This is a genomic window from Methylobacterium segetis (assembly GCF_004348265.1).
In the GTDB taxonomy this organism is placed as follows: domain Bacteria; phylum Pseudomonadota; class Alphaproteobacteria; order Rhizobiales; family Beijerinckiaceae; genus Methylobacterium; species Methylobacterium segetis.
Genome location: NZ_SMNT01000087.1, coordinates 1 through 25,985, shown reverse-complemented (window position 1 = coordinate 25,985; position 25,985 = coordinate 1). Strand labels below are relative to the sequence as shown.

The 25,985-nt window shown below is 61.1% G+C and carries 21 protein-coding genes, 1 tRNA gene and 3 pseudogenes; 13 read left to right on the top strand and 12 right to left on the bottom strand.

Going from position 1 to position 25,985, the window contains the following annotated elements:
- Positions 1–437: pseudogene (locus E1J50_RS19740) on the top strand (N-acetyl-gamma-glutamyl-phosphate reductase); the annotation flags it as partial.
- Positions 438–665: 228 nt separating this feature from the next.
- Here the strand turns inward: E1J50_RS19740 and E1J50_RS19735 are convergent.
- Positions 666–860: a hypothetical protein gene (locus E1J50_RS19735; protein ID WP_132255531.1), complete on the bottom strand. Its 195-nt coding sequence runs from the start codon at positions 858–860 to the stop codon at positions 666–668.
- A gap of 113 nt (positions 861–973) precedes the next feature.
- Here E1J50_RS19735 and E1J50_RS19730 point away from each other — a divergent pair, with 113 nt between their 5' ends.
- From E1J50_RS19730 to E1J50_RS19710, 5 genes are all read left to right on the top strand, one after another.
- Entirely contained in the window at positions 974–1,507 is a 534-nt protein-coding gene (locus E1J50_RS19730; RefSeq protein WP_132255530.1) for a Ros/MucR family transcriptional regulator, read from the top strand.
- A gap of 92 nt (positions 1,508–1,599) precedes the next feature.
- Positions 1,600–1,676, top strand: a tRNA-Arg gene (locus E1J50_RS19725).
- Between the two features lie 80 nt (positions 1,677–1,756).
- Positions 1,757–2,596 (top strand): recombinase family protein, encoded by an 840-nt coding sequence (locus E1J50_RS19720; RefSeq protein ID WP_425374954.1) that lies wholly within the window; start codon positions 1,757–1,759, stop codon positions 2,594–2,596.
- Positions 2,597–2,671: 75 nt separating this feature from the next.
- Positions 2,672–5,005 carry an ATP-binding protein gene (locus E1J50_RS19715; protein WP_207919251.1) on the top strand — a complete coding sequence of 778 codons (2,334 nt, stop codon included), beginning with the start codon at positions 2,672–2,674 and terminating at the stop codon, positions 5,003–5,005.
- A 9-nt stretch (positions 5,006–5,014) separates the two neighbouring features.
- Positions 5,015–6,064, top strand: a complete 1,050-nt coding sequence (locus E1J50_RS19710) for a response regulator (protein WP_132255528.1) — start codon at positions 5,015–5,017, stop codon at positions 6,062–6,064.
- On the opposite strand, the gene E1J50_RS19705 is transcribed toward E1J50_RS19710, so the two are convergent.
- The 8 genes from E1J50_RS19705 to E1J50_RS19675 form a co-directional block, all read right to left on the bottom strand.
- Positions 5,992–7,305, bottom strand: a complete 1,314-nt coding sequence (locus E1J50_RS19705; RefSeq protein ID WP_132255527.1) for a DNA cytosine methyltransferase — start codon at positions 7,303–7,305, stop codon at positions 5,992–5,994. The two genes, E1J50_RS19710 and E1J50_RS19705, sit on opposite strands and share 73 nt — an antisense overlap.
- Positions 7,306–7,350: 45 nt before the next feature.
- Positions 7,351–7,797: a very short patch repair endonuclease gene (locus E1J50_RS19700; protein ID WP_342635918.1), complete on the bottom strand. Its 447-nt coding sequence runs from the start codon at positions 7,795–7,797 to the stop codon at positions 7,351–7,353.
- Positions 7,798–7,962: 165 nt separating this feature from the next.
- Positions 7,963–8,829 (bottom strand): tyrosine-type recombinase/integrase, encoded by an 867-nt coding sequence (locus E1J50_RS28575; RefSeq protein ID WP_425374953.1) that lies wholly within the window; start codon positions 8,827–8,829, stop codon positions 7,963–7,965.
- The gene (locus E1J50_RS28175; RefSeq protein ID WP_245516659.1) at positions 8,753–9,289 is read right to left on the bottom strand and encodes a prolipoprotein diacylglyceryl transferase; all 537 of its coding nucleotides are present in this window, start codon (positions 9,287–9,289) and stop codon (positions 8,753–8,755) included. Before E1J50_RS28175 ends, E1J50_RS28575 begins: the two co-directional genes overlap by 77 nt.
- 175 nt (positions 9,290–9,464) lie before the next feature.
- Entirely contained in the window at positions 9,465–10,706 is a 1,242-nt protein-coding gene (locus E1J50_RS19690; RefSeq protein ID WP_132255524.1) for a tyrosine-type recombinase/integrase, read from the bottom strand.
- Between the two features lie 375 nt (positions 10,707–11,081).
- Entirely contained in the window at positions 11,082–13,295 is a 2,214-nt protein-coding gene (locus tag E1J50_RS19685) for a VapE domain-containing protein (RefSeq protein WP_132255523.1), read from the bottom strand.
- Positions 13,292–13,534 carry an excisionase family DNA-binding protein gene (locus E1J50_RS19680; protein ID WP_165937923.1) on the bottom strand — a complete coding sequence of 81 codons (243 nt, stop codon included), beginning with the start codon at positions 13,532–13,534 and terminating at the stop codon, positions 13,292–13,294. The genes E1J50_RS19685 and E1J50_RS19680 overlap by 4 nt, the downstream gene beginning before the upstream one ends.
- Before the next feature lie 385 nt (positions 13,535–13,919).
- Positions 13,920–14,243 (bottom strand): hypothetical protein, encoded by a 324-nt coding sequence (locus tag E1J50_RS19675; RefSeq protein WP_132255521.1) that lies wholly within the window; start codon positions 14,241–14,243, stop codon positions 13,920–13,922.
- A 575-nt stretch (positions 14,244–14,818) separates the two neighbouring features.
- Between E1J50_RS19675 and E1J50_RS19670 the strand changes: the two are divergent.
- Positions 14,819–15,030: pseudogene (locus E1J50_RS19670) on the top strand (IS630 family transposase); the annotation flags it as partial.
- A 148-nt stretch (positions 15,031–15,178) separates the two neighbouring features.
- On the opposite strand, the gene E1J50_RS19665 reads toward E1J50_RS19670, so the two are convergent.
- The gene (locus E1J50_RS19665; protein WP_132255520.1) at positions 15,179–15,325 is read right to left on the bottom strand and encodes a DUF3309 domain-containing protein; all 147 of its coding nucleotides are present in this window, start codon (positions 15,323–15,325) and stop codon (positions 15,179–15,181) included.
- Positions 15,326–15,378: 53 nt separating this feature from the next.
- On the opposite strand from E1J50_RS19665, the pseudogene E1J50_RS19660 reads away from it, so the two are divergent.
- A pseudogene (locus tag E1J50_RS19660) lies at positions 15,379–15,465 on the top strand (IS6 family transposase); the annotation flags it as partial.
- A 1,137-nt stretch (positions 15,466–16,602) separates the two neighbouring features.
- Here E1J50_RS19660 and E1J50_RS27490 read toward each other — a convergent pair.
- Both E1J50_RS27490 and E1J50_RS19650 read right to left on the bottom strand, forming a co-directional pair.
- The gene (locus E1J50_RS27490; RefSeq protein WP_165937922.1) at positions 16,603–16,788 is read right to left on the bottom strand and encodes a hypothetical protein; all 186 of its coding nucleotides are present in this window, start codon (positions 16,786–16,788) and stop codon (positions 16,603–16,605) included.
- Between the two features lie 431 nt (positions 16,789–17,219).
- Positions 17,220–18,146 carry a class I SAM-dependent methyltransferase gene (locus E1J50_RS19650; RefSeq protein WP_132255519.1) on the bottom strand — a complete coding sequence of 309 codons (927 nt, stop codon included), beginning with the start codon at positions 18,144–18,146 and terminating at the stop codon, positions 17,220–17,222.
- 496 nt (positions 18,147–18,642) lie between these two features.
- On the opposite strand from E1J50_RS19650, the gene E1J50_RS19645 reads away from it, so the two are divergent.
- The 5 genes from E1J50_RS19645 (at position 18,643) to E1J50_RS19625 (ending at position 25,822) form a co-directional block, all read left to right on the top strand.
- The gene (locus E1J50_RS19645) at positions 18,643–20,643 is read left to right on the top strand and encodes a putative bifunctional diguanylate cyclase/phosphodiesterase (protein WP_132255518.1); all 2,001 of its coding nucleotides are present in this window, start codon (positions 18,643–18,645) and stop codon (positions 20,641–20,643) included.
- A gap of 745 nt (positions 20,644–21,388) precedes the next feature.
- A complete protein-coding gene (locus tag E1J50_RS19640; RefSeq protein ID WP_165937921.1) occupies positions 21,389–22,816 on the top strand; it encodes a sensor domain-containing diguanylate cyclase in 1,428 nt (475 codons plus the stop codon).
- 165 nt (positions 22,817–22,981) lie between these two features.
- Complete coding sequence (locus tag E1J50_RS19635) at positions 22,982–23,476, top strand: PAS domain-containing protein (protein WP_132255516.1); 495 nt, start codon at positions 22,982–22,984, stop codon at positions 23,474–23,476.
- Between the two features lie 265 nt (positions 23,477–23,741).
- Complete coding sequence (locus E1J50_RS19630) at positions 23,742–24,041, top strand: hypothetical protein (RefSeq protein ID WP_132255515.1); 300 nt, start codon at positions 23,742–23,744, stop codon at positions 24,039–24,041.
- A gap of 65 nt (positions 24,042–24,106) precedes the next feature.
- Positions 24,107–25,822, top strand: coding sequence for a methyl-accepting chemotaxis protein (locus E1J50_RS19625; RefSeq protein WP_132255514.1), 1,716 nt, complete (start codon positions 24,107–24,109; stop codon positions 25,820–25,822).
- Positions 25,823–25,985: the final 163 nt, after the last annotated feature.

Here is a 25,985-nt window from a genome sequence, read left to right as displayed (position 1 = left end):
GCGCCGCTCCCCCGTTCCAGCTCTACGGCCTCGGTTTCGCGCACAAGCACCTGCCCGAGACGCAGACCTATAGCGGACTGAGCAGGCGGCCGATCTTCGTGCCCTCCGTCGGCAATTTCCGGCAGGGGATGCTGGTCAGCATCCCGCTGCATCTCGGAAGCGTGCCCGGCACCCCCGATGCGAGCGACCTCGAATCCGCTCTGCGCGACTGGTATGCCGGGCAGAACCTCGTCCGGGTCGTTCCCGGCGCGGCCACCGGCGCGCATCGGGAGCGCCTGGAGCCGGAAGACCTCAACGATTCCGATCTTCTCGAATTGCGGGTCTTCGGATCGGACGAGCACGCGCAGGCCGTCCTGGTCGCCCGCCTCGACAATCTCGGCAAGGGCGCGTCCGGCGCGGCCGTGCAGAACATCGGTCTGATGCTCGGCCTCGACTGATCCGCGCACGCCAACGCTGCAGACACACGAGAGGCGGCACCGGCAGGGCTCTGCCGGACGATGCCGTGCGCGCCGACGAATCATACCGCGCGGTCGAGCCGAGGGGCACCGTCCGGTCGAGGGCGCGCCGGCACGCCGCCGGCGTTTCGAGAAATGTCGATGGCCCTGCGCTGTTGAGCGGCGCCTCGCCCGTCCCCGAACCTCGCGCTGAGCTTCGGAACTCAGGGTTCAAGCCTGAAGATCGATGCGCATGAGCGTGCGGGCCATGAAGAGCTTTTGCGCAATCCTGATAAGACCTTGCCCGGCATCAGCCCGCGCAGAACTCGCACCCGGCGATTTCGGTGATGCGTTGGAAAAGCGCGCACGAAGTTCGAGTCCGGACGGTCTTTCGGGCCGGCAGCCTGCAAAATCGGTGGTAACCATCCACATTTATCGTCGTTTTTCGGACGTTCTCGTCCCCAAAACATCTTGCCGGTCGCCGGTGCTGAGCTTACGGTCGAGAATATCATCAACGCACGATAATATGGCCAATGAGCATGAGCGAGACAGAGACCGACAAGGGGCACCTCATCACCCTCGCGGCAGACATCGTTTCGGCTTACGTCAGCAACAATCATGTACAAAGCGCGGAGCTTCCGAAGCTCCTCAGCGACGTACACGAGGCGATCCGCACCGTGTCCGGGAACGGCCGGGCGAGTGCTGAAGCGGGTCCTCCGAAAGCGACGAGTCAGGAGATTCGCCGGTCGGTCACGGCCGACTATCTGATCAGCTTCGAGGACGGCAAGCAGTACAAGACCCTGAGGCGGCACCTCACCCTGCGTGGGCTGACGCCGGAACAGTATCGTGCGAAGTGGGGTCTCGCGCCCGACTACCCGATGACCTCGCAGAGCTATTCGGAGCAGCGCTCGGAGCTCGCTCGCGCCCTCGGCCTCGGGCAGCAGCGCCGCAAGTCCCCGGCAAAGGGCGCCGCGGACGAGACCGTCGAGTCGGCTCCCGCCGAGACTGCCGAAGCGTCAGCGGACGAGGGCGAGAAGAAGCGCCGGCCCGGGCGCCGGAAGAAGGAGGCCTGAGGGCCGCAGGCAGCCCGCGCTCGGGCGCACTCTCGACGGTGGCGGCATCGGATGACTCGTCCCATGCCCTCTGTTAGAGAGGCGCCGGCCGTGGCCCCGTAGCTCAGCTGGATAGAGCAGCCGCCTTCTAAGCGGCAGGTCGTAGGTTCGAGCCCTACCGGGGTCGCCAGGTTCTCTTCCTTCGGAACCATGGTAAGCCGGCGCGACAGAGCCGCTTCGGAAGGGTCTGCCGACACCCGTGGTTACCGCGTGGTTGCAGGCAGCCCGCTTTCCGAAGCGTTGTTGGCGCTTCGTATCCCGTGGAACGGCACACTGCGTCTGTTGCGCGCCAGCAGCGGACATCCGCCACTATCCCGAAAGCGGACGGTAGCCTTCGCGCCAGTGAGCGGTTTTGATCCGCTGCGATCAGCACCGCACGAGCCGGATCGCACAGACGACGGCATCGTCGCAAAACAGCATTGCGAAATCTATGTCGCTGCTGTCTTATCCGAGGCGAGTTTTGCAACGATCGCAAACGCTATGCTGATCGGATACGCCCGGGTTTCAACGATCGACCAAAAGCTCGACCTCCAGGTCGACGCCCTCCGCCGCTCCGGTTGCGAGAAGATGTTCTCGGATATCGTCAACGGCGTTAGGGCGAACCGGGACGGGTTGCGGGAGGCGCTCTCGCACCTACGGCCCGGCGACACGCTCGTGGTTTGGAAGCTGGACCGTCTCGGGCGAACAGTCCGGCAGCTCTTGGATTTCGTCGAGGACTTGTCGAAAGCCCAGATCGGCCTGCGGAGCCTGACAGATGGCATTGATACTTCGACCCCGAGTGGTCGCTTTTTTTTCCACGTGATGGCGGCACTCGCCGAGATGGAGCGCGACCTTCTTCGTGAACGCACCCGAGCCGGCTTGGCCGCGGCCAGGGCGCGGGGCCGGAATGGAGGGCGGCCTTCCAAGCTGACCGGGAAGCAGGTGGCGCACGCGAAACGGCTACTTGCGGATCCAGCCACGACCGTCGGCGAGGTCGCTGCTACCTTGGGTGTTTCCAGATCAACATTGTACCGGACGTTCAAGCGATCCGGTGAGGCGGCGCACATCTAGATGAGCAATTCCACAAGCCTCGTGCGCAGCCGGTCAGCCGCTAGCGCGGCCAAGCCAAGCCCATCGAAACCGCCCTTGCACTTCAGGATCAGCTCCGCGCTGAAGCGGGTGATCGGGCGCGATCTGATCACCGATGAGTTCGTCGCGATCTTCGAGCTCGTCAAGAACGCCTTCGACGCGCGGGCGGACGTGGTTGACGTGGCCTTTATCGACGATCGCCTGTTCATCATCGATAACGGCAAGGGGATGTCGCTGCACGACATCAACGACAAATGGCTCTTCGTGGCCTACTCCGCGAAGAAGGACGGCACCGAGGACGCCGGCGACTACCGGGACCGCATCGGCGCCCGCGCGGCGTACGCCGGCAGCAAGGGAGTAGGCCGCTTTTCCTGCGACCGGCTCGGGCAAACACTCCGCATGCAGACCCGGCGCAAGGACGCCGGAGGTGTCGAGGTCATCAATGTCGATTGGGAGCTATTTGAAGGGAACGCACGCGAGGAGTTCGCCTCCGTTCCGGTCGACCACGCCCGTGCCCGTGAATTCGACCTGCCCGAAGGCTTGCCGGCCCACGAGGCGGGCACGGTGTTGGAGATTGGCGGCCTGCGCGAAGCGTGGGACCGCGACAAGCTTCTCAAGCTGCGCGCTGCCCTGGCCAAGCTGATCAACCCGTTCGGGGGACTGAGCGAAGCCTTTGAGGTCTACTTGAAGGTTCCCGCCGAGGAGCCCGCCGACGCCGATGTCTTGTCGAGGGCCGCGTCACCTGACGACGCCCGCCTGCTTAAGGTGGTCAACGGTCCCATCCGCAACTTCATCTTCGAAACACTGAAGGGCAAGACGGCCCACTTGGAAGTCAAGATCTCGGACGATGGGGAGCACCTCCTCTCGACGTTGGACGACCGCGGCGCGCTAATCTACAGCATTCGCGAACCGAATCCATATCCCTTGCTCGCCGGGTCGGGCTTTAGCTGCAACCTGTTCTTCCTGAATCGCTCGGCGAAGAAGACGTTCGCGAGTCGGATGGGCGTCCCATCCGTTCAGTTCGGCTCGGTATTCCTCTTCAAGAATGGATTTCGAATCTTCCCGATCGGTGAAGAGGGCGTCGATACGTTCGGCATCGATCGGCGCAAGCAGCAAGGCTACGCCCGCTTCCTTGGCACCCGCGACATCATCGGCCGCCTCGACGTCGCGGGCAGCGACGAGAACTTCCGGGAATCGACGAGCCGGAACCAGGGTTTGATCGACACGCCAGCGTACCAGCAGCTGAGCGATTGTTTTGATGAAAAGTGCTTGCGGCGCCTCGAACGGTACGTAGTCGGCGTCAACTGGAAAGACGCGCTCGACCTCGATGCGGAGGACATCTCCCGGCTACGTGGCGACCATGCGAGCGCGCGGATCACAGCCATCGTGACCCAACTCGCCGGCACCGAGGGCGTGGAGTTGCTCGACTACAACCGCGAGCTTGTCCGGCTCTTGAACGAGCGGTCAGATGGCTTCACGGAGTCTTTAGCCGGCCTTCGCGTCCTTGCCGAGAAGTCCGGGAATGCAGCGATGCTCTTCGACATCGAGGCTGCGGCGACTCGCTTCCAAGAGCTTCAGCGCGCAGAGGCAGCCGCTCGCGAGGTAGCCGAGCGCGAGCGCACGGCCCGACGCGATGCCGAGCGGCAGGCCTTCGAAGCCTCGCACCGCGCTGACGTCGCGACGAAGAGCTTCGAGGAAGAGCGCAAGCGAAACCTTTTCCTCACGTCCATCACGAGCCTCGACAAGGAGACGGTCGAGGTCCTCCACCACCAGATCATTATCCACGCATCGGCGATCGGAGAGATCATTAACGGGCAATTTGAGATGCTTCGCCGCGGCGAGCTGCCCGACAGGGAGGCGTTGCTCAGTACGTTCGAGAACATCGCGTTCCAGAACAAGAAGGTTCTGTCTACAGCCCGATTCGCTACGAAGGCCAACTTCCGCTTGGACTCGGAGAATATTCAGGAGGATCTGGCCGCCTACATCGTCGAGTACATCGAGCGGGTGGCACCGGTATTTTCCGACACCGGTGTTCGAATGAGTATCACTTCAAGCGCGAAGGGTTTGGTCCGGACCTTCAAACCGATCGAGGTAGCCATCCTGATCGACAACTTGGTAAGCAACGCCGGCCGCGCGGACGCGGGCGAGATCAGCTTCATGATCGAGCAACCGTCCGCCAAGGAGCTGAGGATCACCGTCCAGGATGACGGCAACGGTTTCGGGGAGGCCCTGCCCGACTTGTCGCGATTGTTCGAGAAGGGGTTTACCACCTCAGAGGGGTCGGGCTTGGGCCTTTACCACGTCGCCCAAATCCTCGATGACCTCGGCGGCTCGATCACGGCGGAACGCGACCGGGAAGGGGCCAGATTCGTGATCCGCATTAGGGGCTAATTTCCGGGTATGAGGCTCGAGTACCGCATCCTCTGGTTCGAGGACCAGCCTGACAACACCAAGTACCATGAGGACCGGATCCGGAACGGGCTCGCCCGCCTCGGCTTCGAACCGAACGTCGACATGCGGGTGGTGGTGGCGGGCAGTGGCGATCCACTCGCCAATCTGCCGGCCCAGCACGATGTCGACCTTGTGCTCATGGATTGGAAGCTCGGCGGGGGGCACGATGGCGCGACTGTTGCGCGCGGGGTGCGCCGCTCGTTCCGCGACACCGACATCGTGTTCTACAGCTCCGAGGCGCCGCAGGCCCTCCGCAAGCTGATCTTCGACCAGGACATCGATGGCGTCTACTGCTTCCATCGGACCAGCCTGAGCGAGCGCACGATGGGCCTCATCAGGTCGCAAATGCGAAAGGTCCTCGACCTTAACCACATGCGCGGGATCGTGATGGCCGCGACGAGCGACCTCGATCAGGCTATGATCCAATGCCTCGAAATCGTCCAGGCGATCGTTTACCCGACCGGAGCCGAGGTGTTCGCGGCAGATATCGGCGCCCAGGTAGCGCATAGCTTGCGCAGCAAGGCCGAGGACATCGACAAGCTTGCCCGGAAAGGGCGGCTGGACAAGCTCTTGCACGAGCCAGCCTTCGGTGCAGCTCTGCGCCTGACCGTGCTCCAGACGGAGATCAAGAAGATCGCGGACCGGATCAACGAGATCCACTTGATCGAGGGCCTGAACCGGTATCAGAGCGAGGTCATCACCCCCCGCAACGACTTCGCGCACAGGCGGGCGGTCATCCAGGGCGGCAAGCTTGTGCTTGAAGGCCGCCAGGAGCCGTTCGACCAGGACGGGATGATCGCTTTGCGGCTCAAGCTGCTGAACCACTCCGACAACCTCCGAGCGTTGCTGAGCCTGCTCAAGGAGATGGCGGACGCAGCCGGCGAGCCCGCGCTCGCTGCACAGATTGCTGGCGTAGAGGAGCTGGTTCAGGAGGCGAGCAAGGCCGGCGAGACGCAGATGGCCGGCGTGGCTTCCGACGGCTCACTGCCTAGGCAGTAGGTCCGCAATCGCTCACCCAAGATCTCCGCGAGGAGCGGCGGGACTGCGTTCGCAACCTGCGTGAAGCGCGGAACTTCAACCCGCCGCAAGTGCCCGCCGGTCGTGTACTTGCCCTTGAAGACGAACCAGTCGGGGAACGTCTGGAGGCGGGCGTTCTCGCGGACCGTCAAGGTCCGCGGCTCGCCGTAGTGTAGGAGGTCGTCCGGCATGCTCGTGACGGTCGGTGCGGGCTCTGACGGGTCCAGCACTCGGGTCGCCATCTTCCGCAGGCCAAGGGTATCGCGCATCGCTGGCGAGAGTGACCGGGTGGACCGTTCCTGCTCGCGGCACATCTCGATAATGTTGGCGAACCTTTCCCTCACCTGAGCGGTGTGCTTGGCCAAGCGTGTGTCGGTAGGCGGTTTATCATCCCCGTCGCGCATCGCACGCTGGAACGGCGTGAGGGGCTCGCGGTACCCGATAGCCTCAAACCCAGGACTATCGGCGCACCTAACCAATTCGTTGCGCCCGATCTCGAGGTCTGAAAGAGCTTCCCTCGCCGAGGTGCCCGCTCTTAGCCCCCAACGGGCGAGCACGGCGTCGCGGGCGGAGGCAAGGTCGTCGAGCGGCGCGGCAGGCAGTCCCGACCCTCGGCGGACGCCGATCAGGATGAAGCGCGGTCTCGTCTGGGGGACTCCAAAATCCGACGCCCGTAGCAAGGTCGACTGCACCTCGTAGCGGTAGGACAAGCGGCGTGTGAGCTGCGCGGCGAAGTTTTCACGTACTAGCTTGGCAGCCTTGGCTCCCGCCTTGAAGTCCTGCATGAACCCGCGGACGTTCTCAAGCAGGAGCAAGCGAGGCTCGAGTAAATCGACCAACTCGAGGTAGCGCTCGATCATCGTGTTGCGGGGATCATCCGGACGCCTGCGGCCAGCACTTGAGAAGCCTTGGCAAGGCGGACCTCCTGCGAGGAGATCGACATTGCCGCGAAGCTTGAACAGCTCGCGCCTATGTTCAGAAAGCAGCCTCTCTACCGTCCAAGCGCATCGCTCGAGCCACGCCGGCCATTCGTACGTGAACTTGGACCCGGCTTGAAGGAAATTGGCACTCAGCGTCTCGAAGGCGAAGCGATCCTTTTCGACCGCGAACAAGCCTTGCCAACCTGACCGCTCTAGGCCCAGGCTGAGCCCGCCGCAGCCCGCGAACACGTCGACATAGGTTGGGCGTCCGTTGGCACTCGGCACCACGCTCTTATTCGTCATCTAGAGGTGCCCGCTCTGCATCGCGCGTTGTAATTCCCCGACGGCTTATGAATCAGGGATATTGGAGGCGCCAGGTTTATTTTTTTGCCCATGTCGAGGGCCCAAGAACTCGGTCAGGACCCTCTCGAGCCTAGCCGGGTCGCGAGTTTCGCACTCCCAGACTATGAGGGGTTGCCAGCCTAAGGCCATGACGTCGGCGAGGTTTCGCGCATCCCTCTCCACGTTCCGCGTGAACTTTCCTGACCAGTAGTCACGGCGGCTTGCCGGCAGGTGCGCCACCTTGCAGCCGGAATGGTGGTGCCAAAAGCAGCCATGGACGTAGATGACCTTGCGACGAGCCGGGAAGGTTAGGTCGGGTCTGCCCGGCAAGTCCTTCCGGTGCAACCTGTACCGGAAGCCAAGCCGGTGGGCCAAGCGACGGACGATCAACTCGGGCTTCGTGTCCTTGCTTCGGATCAGCGCCATGCGGGCGCTCCGCTCGGCGGGGCTCATGATGTCGGTCATTGGTGAACGTCCGCACCGGCAACGCCGGCGTGTTTCTCGGAGGCGACCAGCTTGTAGGTATGTTCAACGGCAGACCTAATCGACGCGTTCGACTGCCTTGGTCGCCGTTCCAGCCAAGCTGCAAAGCTGGCCAGGGCGGGCGCCGCGACAGTTTTAGTCGGCATCATCCACTCCGCGCAGGTCGTAGCTCGTGAACAGGACCTCCTCGCCCTCCAGGGTGATCTCAACGATCTGGTTGACCAACTCAGGTTCGCCTTCGACGGCGTCGAAAAGGCTGTCGAGCTGGGGGCGCTGGCGAGCCGGGACGACTTGCGGGATGATGATGACCAGCTCGGCGTGAAGCTCCTGTTTGCCGTAGAGTTTGCGGAAGTCGGCCACATTGTTCGTGGCGAACGTGTAGTCGCCTTCGTTGATGCGCGGCATGAGGTCCCGATCGGATTCGCCGCTCAGCCCGAGGCAATTGACATGGTAAGCCTCTTGGCCCCCTGCTTCTTCGGTGTGGACGTAGTGCATGAACATGGTGACGGTCTTATGAGCGGTGAGCGCCATGCCGACCTTCGCCGGGACGCCCGAGTTGGCGATGTCGGTAGCCGCGCCGTGGCGGACGGCGTGGGTGCCGCAATGGGGAACGCCGGCCCGCTCGAGCATGCGCCGCCACCCCGCCGAGTAGGTGTGCTTGAACATGGGCTTTGAGCCGTCGAACAGCGACGGGATGACCAAGTCGGACTCCAGGTAGCGGGGCGCGGCGTCGAGCCGCCGGAGTGCTTCGGCGCTGAGCGGCTTCGACATGCCGCCGGTCTTGCTGTCGGGCCAGACCACCCGCCGGTCTTCGGGCCGCTCAAAATCCGGTTTGTTGGACAACAGGTTTTCGAGGCGGAAGGGCGACAGCCGGGTGTTCTGCGTCACCGACCCTAAAGCGGACGTTCCGGAGGTCTGCAAAGGGTCAGGAAGAGCAATCCAGAGTGCAGGCCACAGCATCGTCGCATCGCATTGCGGCGCTCTCAGCCTCAGCGCGAGCATCCTCGGCCTCCTCGCGGCCTGGAGCCAGCACTTCAGCCACTCCGGCGTGCAGGCGCGCGGCTGCTGCATGAAACTTTGCCGCGACGGCGTGAGCATCGCGCGGGTCCTCTCCATCTTCAGCCTGACGGAGAGCGTCGGCTGCCTCGCGCAGCGCTTCGCTGATCTCGCTGAACGACACACCAGCGATGGAGCTCGCCTCCGCGGCCGTGTCGCCCTGCGTCGCCGCATCGGCGCTCGCGTTGTTCGCCTCGAACACGATGGTATCAGGCGCCTCCTCACTCGGCGCGACGACCTCGGAGTGCATTTCGACGGCCAGGGCATGGGCATCAGCAGCGGCGGCGTGCTGGCGAGCGGCTTCAACATGGAGAGCAGCAATATGACGCTCGTCGCGCTGATCCTGCTTGCAGCTGCGGGGGCAGGTAACCGACGAAGAGTTGGCCACTGTTGTCGCTCCATTCATTCTGTTTTCCTAACAAGTAGAAAAACATGCAGCGACGGCTCGAACAATTACTCGCCATAAAGCGCAGTTAATAGCCTACTATCATAAGTACATTTCTTTATTCCGCCGGGGAACGCTATCCGGAGCGGCTAAAAGGGATGACAGTTTCTACTAAACGCGCGGAAGGTCTCGGCAACTACCCAGCGTAAGCTCTGTCGAGTGCAGCGAGAGCAACCTCACCCCCGCGCACAGCCTGCGTATAGTGGCTGAGCGTCACGGCTGGGCTCGCATGTCCGGCAATCTTTGCCACGAGACCAACCTCGACGCCTTCAGCCTGCAGCGTCGAGATGAACGAGTGGCGAGCAGAATGGGGCGTGACGTACGGGACACCAGCCCGTTCCAGAAGCGGCGCCCAGATCCGAGACCGGTAGTTCGAGTAGAGGAGGGTGCCTCCACCGCCGATCCTCGGCAACGGCCACGCCTGACGCGTCCCGAGACCCGGAAAGACGCGATGCGGCTCGCCATCGCGGCGTGGGCACCGGGCTTTCCACGCCACGAGCATCGCCCGCAGGCGGGCCGGGATCGGGATCGCGCGGCGGCCCGCGTCTGTCTTCGTAACCTCGCACATTCGCCCATCCATCTCCTGCATGCGCCGGACGCGGATGACATTGGCCTCAAAGTCGACGTCCTCCCACATCAGGCCAAGTTGCTCGCTCGGGCGCGTGCCGGCGAGAAAGGGGAAGGCGACATAGATGCCCTTCTCTGGGTCAGCCTCAGCCACAGTGAGCAACTTGGCGATCTGCTCTGGCGTGAGAATCGTCTTGCGGACGCGCGGAGCAGCCTTGAGCCGCGTCGGCATCATCGGGGGCCGGATGCCCAGATCTTCGGCGGCGAGTGCCAAGGCGCTGCCGAGGTATTTGCGAGCGCGGCTCGCCGTCGAGGGGCCGACCTCCTGCACCAGCAGCTTGTGCCAGGCCCGGATCTCACCGGTCCCGAGACGATCGATGCGGATCTCGCCCAGCATCGGCTTGAGGCTGGCGCCCTGCGGCACGAGACCCGTCTCGGTGAAGGCACGTCGCTGAGTAGCTGTTGCTGAGACCAGTAGGGGGCCGGTGATGTAGCGCGCGCCCTGCTCGTAGCCGTGGAGGGTCCGCCCCTTCACGTCGCCGCGCCGGCTCTCCAACCAGCACGCAACGGCCTCACCGACGGTGATGACCTCGCGTCGCGGCACGTACGCCCGCGCCTCAACGGCGGCCTGGATCTCGTTGCGCTTGGCGATCGCCTCTTTCTGGCGTTCGAAGAAAAGCTGCACACGCTGCCCAGTCTTTGGGTCCTTGTAGTTGAGAACCCAGCGCGAGTTCACGACGATGTCACCCGATCGCAGCTTCCGCTTGCGGTCGCGCTTAGTCAAACTGACGTTGAAGGTGTTTTGCGACACGACGCGTACTCCACGAGATACTTGAAAAGGAAAACACGCGGTTGCACAGCGAACAATTACTCGCCCGAGAGCGCGGTTAACGCAGAACCAAGCAGAGGCTCGAGATTTCAGGCGAGATCTACCTGTAACCACACTCGCAACCACGAATGCCGCGAATCGCGGCGAAATTCGTAGGAATACAACCGGCTGTATTTTAACGCGGAACGAAATACAGTGGGTTGAAGGTTGAGGAACTCGGTCCAATGCCCGCCAAGCGGTGGGTCGGTAGCGGCAGTAGCGGCAGTAGCGGGGATAAGATCTGGTCCGGTATCTCTGTATGCTCGACAGACGCACTGTCCAGCCCAACCTAAAACCCGCTACCACCCGCTACCGCTACTAATAATCTGGGGTGGGGTTGCTAATCTGGGCGATCTTGTCTGCGGTGATCTGATACCCCTTCATGACTTTGCCATCAAATTTAAAATTACTGGGCCCCTCAAATCCCAGCTTGCGCATGCAGTTAGCAAGCCGCTTCAGCTGCCAAGCGGCGACGTTCTGAGTCTCGAGACCCAGGACTAGCAGCAAGCTGCTTGTGGATATTCTGTACATGCCGTCAACCAACTTAAGATCGCCTGACGCCGCGTTACCTGCGCCATCAGTTCGCTCGGTGGACAGATTCTGCAGGACATCCATCCAAGGCTCGTCTTCCATGCGAGCTTCCTGCGCCTCCCGGGCTACCTCCCACAGACCTTCCTCCAGCGTCAGGCTCGCCCCAGTTGCTTCGACGAGTGCCGCCTCCGCCCACAGCTGATCCCGGTCTCGACTGAGCGCCTCGAGGCGAATTTCGCGAGTTTTCACCGGCCAGAACCGGCGATTGCCCGTGGCGTCGTGGAGGTACTGATCATCGTTCGTAGTCCCGATGAACACGTTCTGGCGCGGCCTCTTTTCGCGAAAGCGGCCGTAGGCGAGTCGCGCCTGATCGACCGACCGCGATGCAAATGCCTTGACCCGCGTCGTGTCTGCCCTGCGTAGGCCTGCAAGCTCAGCGAGTTCGTATATCCATACTCCCTCGACGGCTTCCATTTGCGCCTTCGCATCGAGCGTGAGGATCTCCTGGTCAGAGAAGTTGTCCGGGCCCGCCAGGATCTGGATGGCCGTCGATTTTCCGCTGCCCTGCGGTCCTTCGAGAACCAACACCGTGTCGAACTTACAACCTGGCTGCCTCACGCGCCGTACGGCGGCTACGAGAATGAGCTCACCGAAAGCTTGGTTGAGTGGCGTGTCGTCGGCACCCAGGTAATCGACGAGCCATCGCGCTAGACGCGGCTGTCGATCCCATTCCAGCCCGGCGAGATAATCGCGAATTGGGTGGTACATGTTCTCCAGGCAGCACGTGTTCGCAGCCTCTCGGGTATGGTCCTTGCCTGGGTCGAAACCGAATTGTCGAAGGATTTCATTGCGCAGCACCGCACAACCGTCGTCGCTGAGCTCGCCTTGAAACGCCTGTAGCGTGTGCCCACCGATAATTTTCCGCTGATGAAACTCGTCGTACTCGCAGTGGAGCCCAAGACGACTAATCGCGACGAGCGTGTTCCGCAGCGTAGATCGTGGCACACCGTTCTTGGCAACATCTGGCCAAGCCTTGCCGACCGCGAGCCGCCCCTGAACGGCCTGTCTTAGGGCATAATTCTGAGGTGCCCGCTTCGTGAGGATCGAAGCTGAAATGCCGAGTGCGGGATTGAGCAGTACGCCCGCGATCACCTCGTCCGCGATGCCGGCGCGCGCGAGATCACACGCAACCCGAAACACGACCTCACTACGCGAATGATAACGGCTGGCACCGCTTCCGATCGGCCGCTGAGGATCATCACCAAATTCGATGAGTTGTCGGGTTGCTGCGGTGACTTCTGATGGCAAATCATGAAGCGAAATCGGATTGATTGGCCCCTGCATGACGGCAGAGTCCGCCCGACGGCCGATATCGAACGTGGTTTGGTCGAAATCCTCTATGCTATACTCACGAGACCAATCGGTCCCCTCCTCGACTACGTACGCGACGACAGGCTTCCGACCATTTGCCCGCTTCTTCTTATTGGGCACATTGACCGTGCACGGCACTCGCATGATCCGGTCAGCGTTTGAACAATTGTCGCCTCCGAGCTCCTTAGCGAGAGCAGCATTGCATCGCTCGATCAATTCGAGATCAAACACCTCGGACTTAAGCCGGTAAAAGACCTGGTATCCGCCGCCGGAAAAGATCACTGCAGTCGGCGGCTTTTTTGCATTGAGGACGCGCGGTAGTGCCGATACATCGTCGATATCCACGTGAAGGCAGTGCGAGCTCACGACATCCGCCTTCGCGGCCTTCTTATTTGCCGCTGATACTCTCAGCTGATTGACAGAGAAGTATATGTTGTGCGTGCCCTGTTTGGACTCGATAAATTTCTCCATTTCGAGTTTTTGGTCAGCCTCGAAAGTTCGGGCGGAAGGCCGCCCATCGGGAAGCATCGTCACAATCTGGACGGCGCATTGCGAATGAAGCTTCTGGAGGAAAGCCACAGCTTCCGTACTATCGGATCGTTCCACCACTGGCCGCGCGGAGTCGCTCATTGTGCGCCTCCCTGCCGGCTCGCCTCAATAAACGAAACAATCTCAGAGGTGCGCACTCGCTTGCGGGAATTCCCAAACGTATATGTCGGAATCGATCCCTCTTTAATGAGCTTCAGAAGCAACCAGTAGTGCACGCCAAGTTGAGCAGCGGCCTGTTTTGCTGTCAGAAAAGCTTCAATGTTTGATGCGCCTGGAATCGCCATGTACTCGCCCTCTGCGGGAAGGGCGATGCGTCGCATGCAGATGCACATCAAGACGCATTTCACCCTTGGATTGAATCAAGAATGATGAGCGATTTGATGTCGCAGCCGATGTCGACCGCGTATGGCGGAGTTCAAGTCCGCCGGCTCTCCGATGACGGGCCTACGTCCCTCTATCTAACCGTAGACCAAGTTACATAAATCAGGTTAGAACAAGCCTGAATGCAACCCCACCCAGCCGCATCTGAATCGTATGCATGTTTGTACGGTTTTTTGGATTTTGCAACAGGACTTCTGCTGGTAGGTATTTTCTACTCTGTGGATATACCTAAGTGCCCTGGGGGCCCCTTGAGCTAGCATGTTCATGTCTGGCCGCGCGGCACTCAGACATAGCTTCCCTTGTGAAGTGGCAGCGGTCGCCGCGTCACTTGGACATAAACGGGGCTCGAACTCCTACCGTGCGAACCTCATGAGAGACATTGCTACCAGGTTCATTTCCCACCAATTCCCATGCTTCATGCGCAACAGCCGACAACTGCACTTCTGCCGCTTGATTTATCCAAGTGATTGCCAGATGTCCCTTATGATCGTTCATAGCGATTATGGGCGTTATAAGTTTCAGGCCCGCTTGCCCACCCCTTTCGCAAGCGAGAATGTAAATCGCAACGGCATTCAGTCGCGCGGCCCGTTTCGTAGATCCGTCGTTCGAAGAAAATTCGATAGAAGCTGTTAACTGGGGATCGTTCATCGTGGCGGACCTCCAATCTCCTCCAGCTCTAGTTTTCTTAACTAGGCCGCCATGGCAACGAGTTTGTTTGCGATAGCGTCGATTCGCGAAAAATCACTCCAAAAACTCATTCCTGTGTCCCCGCTTGTGGCGGATTGGGACCTATCCCCCAGCACATGGGATGCTCGCTCCACCGGGTGGCGCGCGGACAAATTGTCAAAACTTCCGCGGAAAGCATGCTTGCGCGAGCAAGCTACAGATCAGGTCCGACGCCAATCAACAGTTCGACGAAACGGGGCCGAAGCCGCAGCCCTCGACAGCCATGCGCCAAGAGCTGACCCTGGCTCGTCGCTCGAAACCGGACATCCGGCTTTGCGCCCAAAGCCGCCATCCAGCCGCTCCGAACGGCTTCTCGAAAGTGGCCTTTCGCCGATTGTGTTGTTCCACGGACGGCGGAGCACTTTCTGAGGTCGCCGCCTATGTCACTTCCGCGGGTAATGATGCCGCGATCGGTTTTCAGATCCACGTCTCACTGGCCACTATTAAAGGCGTTCGTCCGGCGGCTGCAGGAGATCTGCCCGCCGTTGTCCGCGCGCAGGCTCATGTACCTGCCGTCCTACATCCCTGATTTCAACCCGATAGAGCATGCCTTCGCCAAGCTCAAGGCGCTGCTGCACAGCGCGGCAGCTCGCACCATCCCAGATCTCTGGGCGGCAATCCGGCAGCTTTCACCCGCTTCACCCGGCAGGAGTGCGGCAACTATCTCGCCGCAGCCGGATACGAAGACGACTTGACAGTCGCTATGTGACTGGGAACAGCTCTAGCTAGGCGGTTCTCGGTATTGCGCACAGCGCGGTTAAGCGCGCAGTTCAGAGCGAAGGGCACCTGATCCTGCGCGGCTTGGATGTCGCGAGCCTTCTGCTCGAAGGCGCTAAGGCCGAGAGCAATCAAGCTACCTAGACCCAGCCTAGCAGGCGCAGCATGATTAGAGTCACCACCAAAAGTGTGACGATGCTGTAACTTTCCTGCCGGTAAGCGCCACCCCAGCCGAAATTGCCGACGCCAAGGACAATCAGGATCAGCAAGATCATCGTGAGCGTCATTGCGCATCGCTTTCAGATGCTGAGGTCCTTTGGTTACACCAATTTGACGCTGAACCGTCGCCTACAAGAGCATCCGCCGCTGGGGGCTCAGCTTCGGTCCGCTGATCGCCCGCGGGCTGCAGGCGCGGCGCCCGAAGCCGCTATCATAGGTTGTCTCACCTGGTATCAAGCAGCCTGCTTAACTTAGATCAATGTGCAGTTAACTCGGGATAACCCTGCTGCATCCCTGAATCTGTCTCTGAAATGTTGTAAAACTGTTCTGATGGGGGGCGTTATGAATTTCGTGCCAATGATCGTCGCCGTGCTGCTTACATTCGCCATAAGTGCGGCATATCTCTCGCTGCAACATTACCAGCATGAGTCGCTACTGGAGAGTATTTCCGGGACTCTTCTCATTGCCGGTCTCGCAGTTTTAGGTGGAAGCTTGCCGTTGTTTCACTGACACGCCACCTCTGAATCTCGCCTAATCGATCCAGGATTTTCATTGGCGGGTGACGGCGCCAGATGGGACGTCCCTATGGCGGGTCAGACAGTCCTTGGCCTACTCCTGTGCCTCGTTCAGATCATCGAAGGCAGTGCTGGTTGAATGCCTGAAGACCATGCGAGTTGACGCGAGGTCCATACATCGGAGCCGCTGAGTCCTCTCGCCTGCCTTGCGCAACTCCTCTCTGGCTCGCCGTTGGGCTTTTTGCAGGCACGGCTGATCCAGGAGCGGCGCAGAGCCCAACCCAGCCTAACGTCTACCAATAGCGGCTCGGACGTCTGTGTCCGCTACCCTTCAAGTTCGCAACTGGGGCTTGTGTTCGCCGCTGTCCGGCCGGGTACGTGGATAGCGAAAGGTACTGTCGCTTCAGGAACATGTGCAGCGGCTGGTAGCATCCTGTGGCTGTGCCCAGCTCGACAGTCGGCATCAACTCCCCAGGATGCGCTCCATGACATCCTGAGGGGCTTGCAAGACATCACCCCAGTTTCGAACTAGCCCCCCTCAGGGTGTATTAACCTTTGCAGTTGTCTTGGCTGTGAGGCGCACTAGCCTCCTTCTCACGAGCCTGAGGAGGGCACCTCAAGAGCGTTTCCGCTGGTCTGTTGCTCGGCTTCGTGGTCTTGCAGCGTTGATCGCGCGTGGCCGTTCAGCGAGCTTCCTTAGATTCTTCTGCCTGCTCGGGCTGGGCTGCGTCATTGCATCATCAAGCCTGTTCAGCCTCATGCGCTACGGCCGCTAAGCAGGTGCTATCCGCGTCCTTGCTCCGGTGCAGACCAGAAAGGAACGATTTTCCTCACAGGCGTCCGTTAGATAGAAGCAAAATCAGAGCTGCCATCAGGCCAAGCGCAATAGCCAGTACCACACGCCGATGTGCCTGTTGCAGTTTTGGATAGAGATGACCGACAGCAACAAGAATCAAAATCGCGACGAAGAGAAGGACAGCGTTGGCGGACATCACAGCTGAGTCTGTCCAGCGCATCTCGGGTCACGCGCATAGGCAATCGGAGAGCTCCAGAAGTACCTCGCAGTCCGTCTGTAGGACAGAGCGGCTGTGGACGAGCTTCAGGAGTTTCGCATCAGGCCGCATAGATGACGGAGTTGAACAACGATAATCGCCACCAAGCCGGCGATCGCGCATTTCTCATATGCGGAGTCGATATCGTTCACTGCTAACATCCGACCCGCACCTGCCCCCGTGACGATGATCCCGAGAGTGAACAGGCGGTGGCGAAGATGGATCATGGAGAGTGCCTGAAGGCGTAGAAGCTATACCGTCTCGGAGCGACAGCTGTTGATCAACAAAAGACGCTTCCTCTGCTGCTTCCTCGCCGCCAGTTAGGCTAGCCAAACCAACGTCTCCACTCAGAGCCGACCGTGCCCGCACAAGGTCAGGGTAGGCGGCGGCGGACACTACGTGGAGCTCGCCGACCCACCTTGCTCCGCAAAGATTTCTAAATAGACAACGTTTCGTGGTTGATCGCGGAAAATCCGGTAGGACGCTGTTGGGCATGCTTTCTGCGCCAGAGAGCGTAGGTCGTCTTCATTGCGATAGATGAGGCACCAATCCATGAAGCCAGCCATAAAGCCACGGCCGTGGCTGTCAGGTGTGAAATTTCCGATCGATAGCATGCCTCCTGGCTTCAGCCGAGGAAACATGGCTCCAATCAACGCAGTTGCTGTCGCGTCATGAAGGTAATCAAAAAGCCCTGCCGAGTAAATCAGATCATATTTTTTCGTAACTTTATTTCCTCTTATCAGAGTTGCGAAGGTGCGTCGCAGACCGGCTATGCGGTACTCGGGGTAAGTGCCCTTGGCTTCGACGATCGACGAACCGTCCTGATCAAGTGCCGTGAACTGTACGTTGTTGTCAGATGTCAGTAATCGGAGTGCGTCCAGTTCACGCATATGCCCGGACGCGACAGACAGAACCTCCGCCATCTCCCGCTGCCGCATGTATTTGTAAATGATGGTCGCCAAGTAGTCTCGGCGCCACAAGATGCTCTTGGCGTTCGGGAGCGTGGTTGTTGCCTGATGAACAACGCCCGCCAGACCGTTAGCCCGTGACGCCGTGGGACGGTAGATAAAATCGAGCATCACCGCGTCGCCGGCGTAGCCTCGCGGCTTCTCGAACGCACGGCGAGAGTAAGGATCCGACAGGAAGACCTCTGAGAGCGGATGTGCCTGACAGAACGCCTGAAACGCCGCCAGCTCTCCTGCCGACGAGGCTGCATCGAAAGACGTAGCCAACTCCCGCGCGAGCCAATCGATGGTGTCGGAACCAGGGCTCGCAGCGAGGCGGGCCTGAGCCTCAGAGAGAAGGACGTTTAGGTGATCCACACGCAATCCCCGAGGCTGTAACCTTAACAGTTCCTTACCTCTTTAGGGGTAATTTTGCACAGATGCCTCGGGGGTGACGTCCACAGATCGCTCGCCGCTGTCCACAGGTGCTCGCGCCAGCGACCTTGCCGCTGAGTGCAAGGAGCATTGCCCGAGCCGTACGAGGACGGAGCCTCAAACTCCTCCCGACGGCCGGTCTTGTTCGACGATGAGGCGCTGGCAGGTCACCGGATACACGCCGCCTTCCAACGCTGATGCCGCCGTGTGAGGCCGGATAGAATTGAGCTCATCCGATCAGGTGAAATTTCACTTCAACCGGGTTTCTCGCCTGGGTGCCATGCAGGCGCGACAGGGATTGGGCCACCGCTAAGCATCTGTGAACTTCGGTTGCGCTAGAACTGAGCGTCCCTGCGCTGGGGACAGGCCGCTTGCTTGAAAGCGTATAATTCATTTCGAGACGGGCTAGCTTCGATCGACGGGCAGTTGGATGCTGTGAATGACGCCGACCCTCGCAGAACAAATTGACGTCGAGCTCAGTAGAGCTTGGTACGCGAAGCGGTCGCCTGCCCTGAATGCTCTTTATGAGGCCCGTCGTGAGGAGTGGCAGCGGCGAAACACGCGGATCTCAGCGCATCTCGGAAATTTCGTGTATGTCATATTCTTTGTCGCCGACATTATCCTCATCCATGACGTAGCGCTTGCCAGTATCATTGCGAGATTTGTTATTGGGGCGGCGTTTCTATCCTGTACTGAAGTTCTGTTTCGGCGCGGCGCTCGTTCCCTAATTATCGAGACGGAGTGTGCAGCGGCGACTGTGGTCGCGTTCGCGACTTGGTTGTTGATCGCGAGCTGCAGCCAAAATCGTGATGTCCTGCCGTACTATGTGACGTACGGTGTCATATTCATGCTTGGACAGAACGTGTTCTTCAACTTCCGCTTCTTTGTTGCTGCCGTCTCATCGACCTCGATTCTGCTTTTCTCGCAAATCACGCTGCTGCATGAGTTTTATCTCAGCGTGCAGTATTTATTTGTGGTGTCTACGCTATATTTTTCGACTTATGCCTTGACGCTTTTCGTAAACTGGAAACTGAACGACGAGCGGTACTTGGTCATTCTGAATTCGGTTCGGGCAGAGATCCGGCAGGAAGAGGCGATCGAGCGTGGTGAGGCGCTGCTGCGCCTGTCATCCACGGACGCGCTCACCAGCCTCGCCAACCGTCGTGCCATCGACGACCAACTTCGTGTCTTCTGGCAAGCGTGGCAAACCTCGCAGAGGAGCTTCGCTGTCGTCCTCATCGATGTCGACTTTTTCAAGCGCTACAACGACTGTTACGGCCATCAGAAGGGTGACACCTGCCTCGTGGCCGTGGCGAAGGCCATGGTGAAGGCGGTCGAGGGCGAACATTGCGTCCTCGGGAGGTTTGGCGGCGAGGAGTTCATTCTGCTCGTGCCGGCCACGTCCCGCAAAAATATCGCCGCCATTGCGGAGAGTGTCCGGCACTCCGTTGAAGATCTTCAGATCCCCCACGAGCAGCGTCCCGACCAGTCACATGTTGTGACGGTCAGCATCGGTGCCGCACTGAGTGACGATATTCCGGGATCGAAATTTGAACGGCTCGTAACCGAGGCTGACCGTGCATTGTATAATGCGAAGAACGGGAATCGGAATTGTGTCCGAATCTTCGACCGCAACGATCCGAACCAATTAGACGTCAACGAAAACATAGCTGATCTACTGCGCACGGCGGAAAGTCGGAACCTTGTCTCGCTGGTCTACCAGCCGATTCGGGATCGGTCGGGACGAGTTGTGGCCGTCGAAGCCCTGATGCGACTGAGAACGCCGAGCGGGAAGAGCATTTCCCCGGCCGTCTTCATTCCCTTGGCTGAGCAGATGGGCCTGATCGTGCAGCTCGGACGGTGGGCGATCCGGACAGCGTGCCGTGAATTGCTGGTCGGACAGCTCGTGCCTGCAGTCAGCGTGAATGTCTCGGCCCTGCAGCTGAGATCGCCAGGGTTTCCGCTGTCGGTCGCCGCGATTTTGACCGAGTTCGGGGTGGCGCCCCAGCGCCTTATCATCGAGGTGACCGAGGGGCTTCAGATCGAGGGACAGCCGGAGATCGTGCAGAGCATTCAGGAGCTCAGGTTGCTGGGCGTGAGAATCTGGCTCGACGATTTTGGCACTGGGTTTGCGGGACTCTCGTGCGTTCGGGAGGTTGAGTTCGACGCGGTGAAAATTGACCGTTCCTTCTTACAAGCGAGTTCGACACCGAAGGGCGCGGAAATGCTGCGGGGGATCGTCGATCTTGTCCGAGGCACAGGCTCTCAGGTTCTCATGGAGGGTGTCGAGACGCAGGAGCAGCGGGACATCCTTCTCGGGCTCCAGGTAGACCTCCTTCAAGGCTTCTACCTTGGCCGACCCGCCGCAGCCGCAGACATGATGCCGGCGATCGCTCATGTGGCGAACGCCGCCTTCCTTGAGCGGTCACTGTCGGCTTGATCGCCTCGCATGCGGTCTCGGCGCTTGGAATGTCGGTGTGCCTTCACCAGCATCGCGCGAACTGCGGTGAACGTCCGCTGCTGCGGTTCAGATGCCGAAAGCCGCCGTTCCGCCTTCGGCCAAACCCGGCCGGCAACTATGCGCCCATTCCTGCCATCCAGCGAATGTGAGCAGCGCCTCCACAGCGGCCATTCGACGGCTGACCCTTCTGTATACCGCCGCCTCCCGTAAGCGGATTCGTGAGAACCGGGACATCCCGCCCTGAAGACGGAGGCGCCCACCAAGCACGCTGTCTGAGAAACGCCCGCGTCGGTGCCTTCTGCCCTACCTCGCAGCCAGGGCATGAGGCGGTCTCGTTTCTCGCCGCAGGCGTGAGGTAACGAGACCCAGCTTTCAAGACCAATTTCAAACGGAGAACGCGCCCGATTTGAAGCTGTCGAGCTCTCCTTCCGCTTGGTCTCGGAAAAGGTCGTTTCTGCGTAGGGCACAGCAGAAGCATGCGCATCTACCCGCCTGCGGAGCGAGCCCTGATCGGGCTGCGCAGCGCCACGCCCGCAACTGCCGAGACAGCCGCACTATAAAAGTTTCAGCAACGTCACTGCCCTACGATCTACGGTCAGAGCAGGGGCTAGCAGTGTTAGGCAACCTTAGATCAACCTATTCGCTGAACTGGATGCATTCAGCGCGCTGGCTTACAATTCTCAATCTACTCACGGTCGTGGGGCTGTGTGCCGTCTCAGCGATCATGCTCTGGGACATGCGCCTGGACGCGGCTCGGCGCACCCGCATCGCCTCTCATAGCCTCGTTCAGGTGCTAGGGCGCGACATCGCCCGCAACATCGAGCTGTACGACCTCTCGTTGCGCGCCATCGTGGATGGCATGAAGCTGCCCGCCGTGGTCAATGCCGATCCGGCAACCCGCCAGCTCATCCTGTTCGACCGCGCTGCTACCGCCGAGAACTTCGGCCACACGCTCGTGTTCGACAAGCTCGGCAACCTGGTCATCAGCTCGAAGTCGCTCGACGTTCCGCCCCTGAACTACGCCGACCGTGAGTACTTCCAGTACCATGCCACCCACGATGATCCCGGTCTGCACATCAGCCAGCCGATCATCTCACGCCTCACCGGCCGGCGTGTGTTGATCCTCAGCCGGCGCCTCTCCGGCCCGGACGGTTCGTTTGCGGGTGTCGCGATCGGCTCGGTCTACCTCGACTACTTTCGTCAGTTGTTCGCGGCCGTCGGGGACCACCTCGGCAACATCACCCTATCTGGGCCCGGCGGCTCGATCGTGATGCGTGAGCCCTACGATGAGCTGGAGATCGGTCGCAGCGTCTCAGCGACCGACAGCTACCAGAAGCTCGTACAAGCGAAGGACGGCAGCTTCGAGGGAGCTGCCATGATGGGCGAAGGCACGCGCAGCTTCGTGTTCACGCAGGTCGGCGACCTTCCTCTGCATCTCAGCATCGCGGTCAAACCGGAGGACATCTATGTCGAGTGGTGGCGCAAGGCGCTCGTGATCGGGGCCGTGGTTCTCAGCCTGTGCGCCATCACGATGGTGCTGACGTGGCTGTTTCGGTGCGAGCTGATTCAGCGAAAAGCGGCGGAGCGCGCGACCGCGGCCCTGAACGCTGAGCTGGAGCAGCTGGCCCTCACCGATCCGCTGACTGGGCTGGCGAACCGACGCCGGTACGATGAGGTGCTTGCACGCGAATGGCGGCGCTGCCAGCGGCAAAGCCTATCTCTGTCACTACTTTTGCTGGATGCGGATTGCTTCAAGGGCTTCAACGATCGCTATGGCCATCAGCAAGGGGATGAGGCGCTCAAACTGATTGCCCGCTCTATCGAGGCTGCGTTGGGCCGCGCGAGCGACACGGCTTGCCGAATTGGTGGCGAGGAGTTTGCCGTCATCCTTCCCGAGACAGACGCGCGGGGCGCCGAGATCGTCGCTCACCGCATCTGTGAGACCGTGGCTGCCCGAGCCATGCCGCACGTGGCCAATCCCCACAGCGTCGTAACCGTCAGCTGCGGTGTAGCGCACGACGCGCTGGCGAAAACGCCGGGTGCGATGTGCGCGGCAGCAGACGAGGCTCTTTATGACGCTAAGCGGGCGGGCCGTAACCAGATCAAGGTCAGTCACGCGCGGGAGACACACCTTCACCTTGTCGCCGGCTGAGGAGGATCGGTTATAATCTCGCGCAGGCATTGCAACCGGACGAGCATCACGCGCCAAGGCAGCAAGGAACGAGGGTGGGGCATGCCTCTGTGCCGGTAGTAGCGAAGGCGACGATGCTCTATCGCCTGCCTTCCTGGAGCTTCAGCTCTACCAATCGGCTTGGTGATGACCGTTCTTGAGGTGATCCGCGCCTTCGCTCACAGCTCGGCCGTCGGTGTCGTGGTCACGGATGCGAAGTCCGAGAGGCCGGGTCCCACCATCCTCTATGCCAACGCGGCCTTCAGCCAGCTTGTTGGCCGGCCAATTGCGGAGGTAGTTGGCATCAGCCCGCGCTTCATGCAGGGCCGTGAGACCAGACGTCCGGCTCTGGATCAGTTCGCGCAAGCCCTCGCGGCAGGCGAGCGGTTCCATGGCTACCTGACGAACTACCGAGCCGACGGCGCCAAGTACGTGGCGGAGATCGATTGCCGGCCGCTCAAGAATGTTGAGGGCCGTGTTGAGTACTTCCTGGCCTTCGAGCGCGAGGTTGTTCGCCGCCGTGGACGTCCATGGGGTGGGATGGCGAGCCGATTTGAAGCTGCGACAGTAAGTAGTGATTCGTTAACGCCTGACCTCAAGTTGCTCGGTGCGTTCGAGCGAGGGGATTGTGTCTCAGTATGACAAAAATTCTGGTTGCATCGGCAATCCTCAGCTGAACACACATATGTTAGTGCCGATCTATTTTCGAGCGGCGTCCAAGTTAACCTTTAATTATGGAATCTCAGTCACTTTATGGTTGCAGATGACTAGGGGCTGGCGAACGCCGCCCCTCATCCACTCTGCCTCCATACAATGCTGCCTTTCAGGCAGCCGTGCGCTCCACCCCTACAGCCGAGCCTTGCTCTAGCTGTGAGCGGTCGTGCGCCCGCAGCAGCGGACCGTTCGCATGCACGCCAGCCACTCGAACGTCGTCAGCCTGTTCCTGCCAGCCCCCGAGCAAACGAGCCTGATCGAGGCTCGCCGTCGCGGCCTGGAGAAGGACCGGCACTCTCTCACGGAACTGTCCGGCTACCTGCAGGCGCTGCGCCGAGAGCTCATGATGGCCACCGAGCACTTCGAGGCAGCAACCCGTGCGGGCGGCAAGACCCCGGCTAGCCGGCCGCGTGACTTCGTGCAGCAGGTCGAGGCGCTGGAAGCCAGCATCAACCGCCTCATCGGCGCGATGACCGCGCACCAGCCGCGCTGACCCCACTCTCCCCATCAAAACCGCTGCTGCTGACGCAAGGCAGAGCGTACCCACGGAGGCCTGGCATGTTCGGCAAGTTCAAGGACCATGCTGATCTCAAGGCCAAGCTCGACGCACTGAGCCGCTCGCTGGCGACCATCGAGTTCGCGCCGGACGGCACGATCCTCAGCGCGAACGAGAATTTCCTCGCCACGATGGGCTACACACTGGACGAGGTGGCCGGTCAGCACCACCGCATCTTCGTGGATCCGGCGGAGGCCACTAGCCCTACCTACGTGGCGTTCTGGGAGGCGCTGCGGTCCGGTCAGTTCCAGGCAGCCGAGTACCGCCGCCTCGCCAAGGGCGGCCGCGAGGTCTGGATCCAGGCCACCTACACCCCCGTCTTCGGCGGCGGCGGGAAGCTCGTGAAGGTGGTGAAGTTCGCCACCGACATCACCGCCCAGAAGCAGCGCAATGCCGAGTTCGAAGGGCAGATCGCGGCGATCAACAAGGCGCAGGCCGTCATCCACTTCGCGCTCGACGGCACGATCCTCGACGCGAACGAGAACTTTCTCACGGCTGTGGGCTACCCCCTTGAGGCGGTGCGCGGCCAGCACCACCGCATGTTCGTCGATCCAGCCCACGCGGCGAGCTGGGAATACGCCGACTTCTGGCAGCGGCTCGGCCGGGGCGAGTTCCAGTCCGGCGAGTACCGGCGCCTGTCCAAGGGCGGCCGCGAGATCTGGCTGCAGGCGAGCTACAATCCGGTCTTCGATGCCTCTGGGCGCCCCTTCAAGGTGATCAAGTGCGCCACCGACGTCACCACCCAGAAGCTGCACGCCGCCGACGTCAACGGGCAGATCCAGGCGATCGGCCGCTCGCAGGCGGTGATCGCCTTCGCGGTGGACGGTACCATCCTCGACGCCAACGAGAACTTCCTCGAGACGGTCGGCTACAGCCTCGCTGAGATCCAGGGCCAGCACCACCGGATGTTCGTCGAGCCTGAGCACGCGGACAGCCGCGAGTATCAGGCCTTCTGGACCGATCTGAGCCGGGGCGAGTTCAAGGCGGGCGTCTACAGGCGGCGTGGGCGCCAGGGTCGCGAGATCTGGCTGCAGGCCACCTACAACCCGATCTTCGACATGAACGGCACGCCGTTCAAGGTCGTGAAGTACGCCTCCGACATCACGGCGAGCGTTCAGGCGCGGCTCGAGGCCACTGAGGCGACGAAGCAGACCCTCGACAACGTGCAGGCGGTAGCGTCGGCCGCTGAGGAGATGAGCGCCTCCGTCACCGAGATCAGCGGGAACATGGCGCAATCGAAGGCCGCCGTGGACGACATCCACACCCGCACGCTCGCCGCCGACCGGGCGACCACACAGTTGCAGGATGCGGCGCGGGCGATGGATGGGGTGGTGCAGACGATCACCAAGGTCGCCGAGCAGATCAACCTTCTGGCGCTCAACGCCACGATCGAGTCGGCCCGGGCCGGCGAGGCGGGCAAGGGCTTCGCGGTCGTGGCCGGTGAGGTGAAGGCGCTCGCCAGTCAAACGACGGGTGCGACGGCGCGGATCTCGGACCAGATCGTGGAGATGCAGCGCGTGTCGGGTGATGTGGTCGGGCTTCTGGCGGCGATCAGCTCGACGGTGGCGACGGTGCAGAGCTACGTGACGGGCGTGGCAAGCGCGATCGAGGAGCAGAGCGCGGTGACCCGCGAGATCTCGGCAAACATGCAAACGGCAGCCGGGGGCGTGGCCAGCATCAGCCGCAGCCTCGACAGGGTCGCACTCGGGGCTGTCTGACCTTGAGGGATCCGGCTGGCGTGCCTCACGCCAGCCGGACCGCAGCTTCTGAACACTCAGGCTGCCCGACTGAGATCACCTTCCACGGCTGCAAGCACCCGCTCCAGAGCGGCAAAGCAGACGGGATCAAACGCGGTGCCGACGTCAGCCCGCATGATCTCAA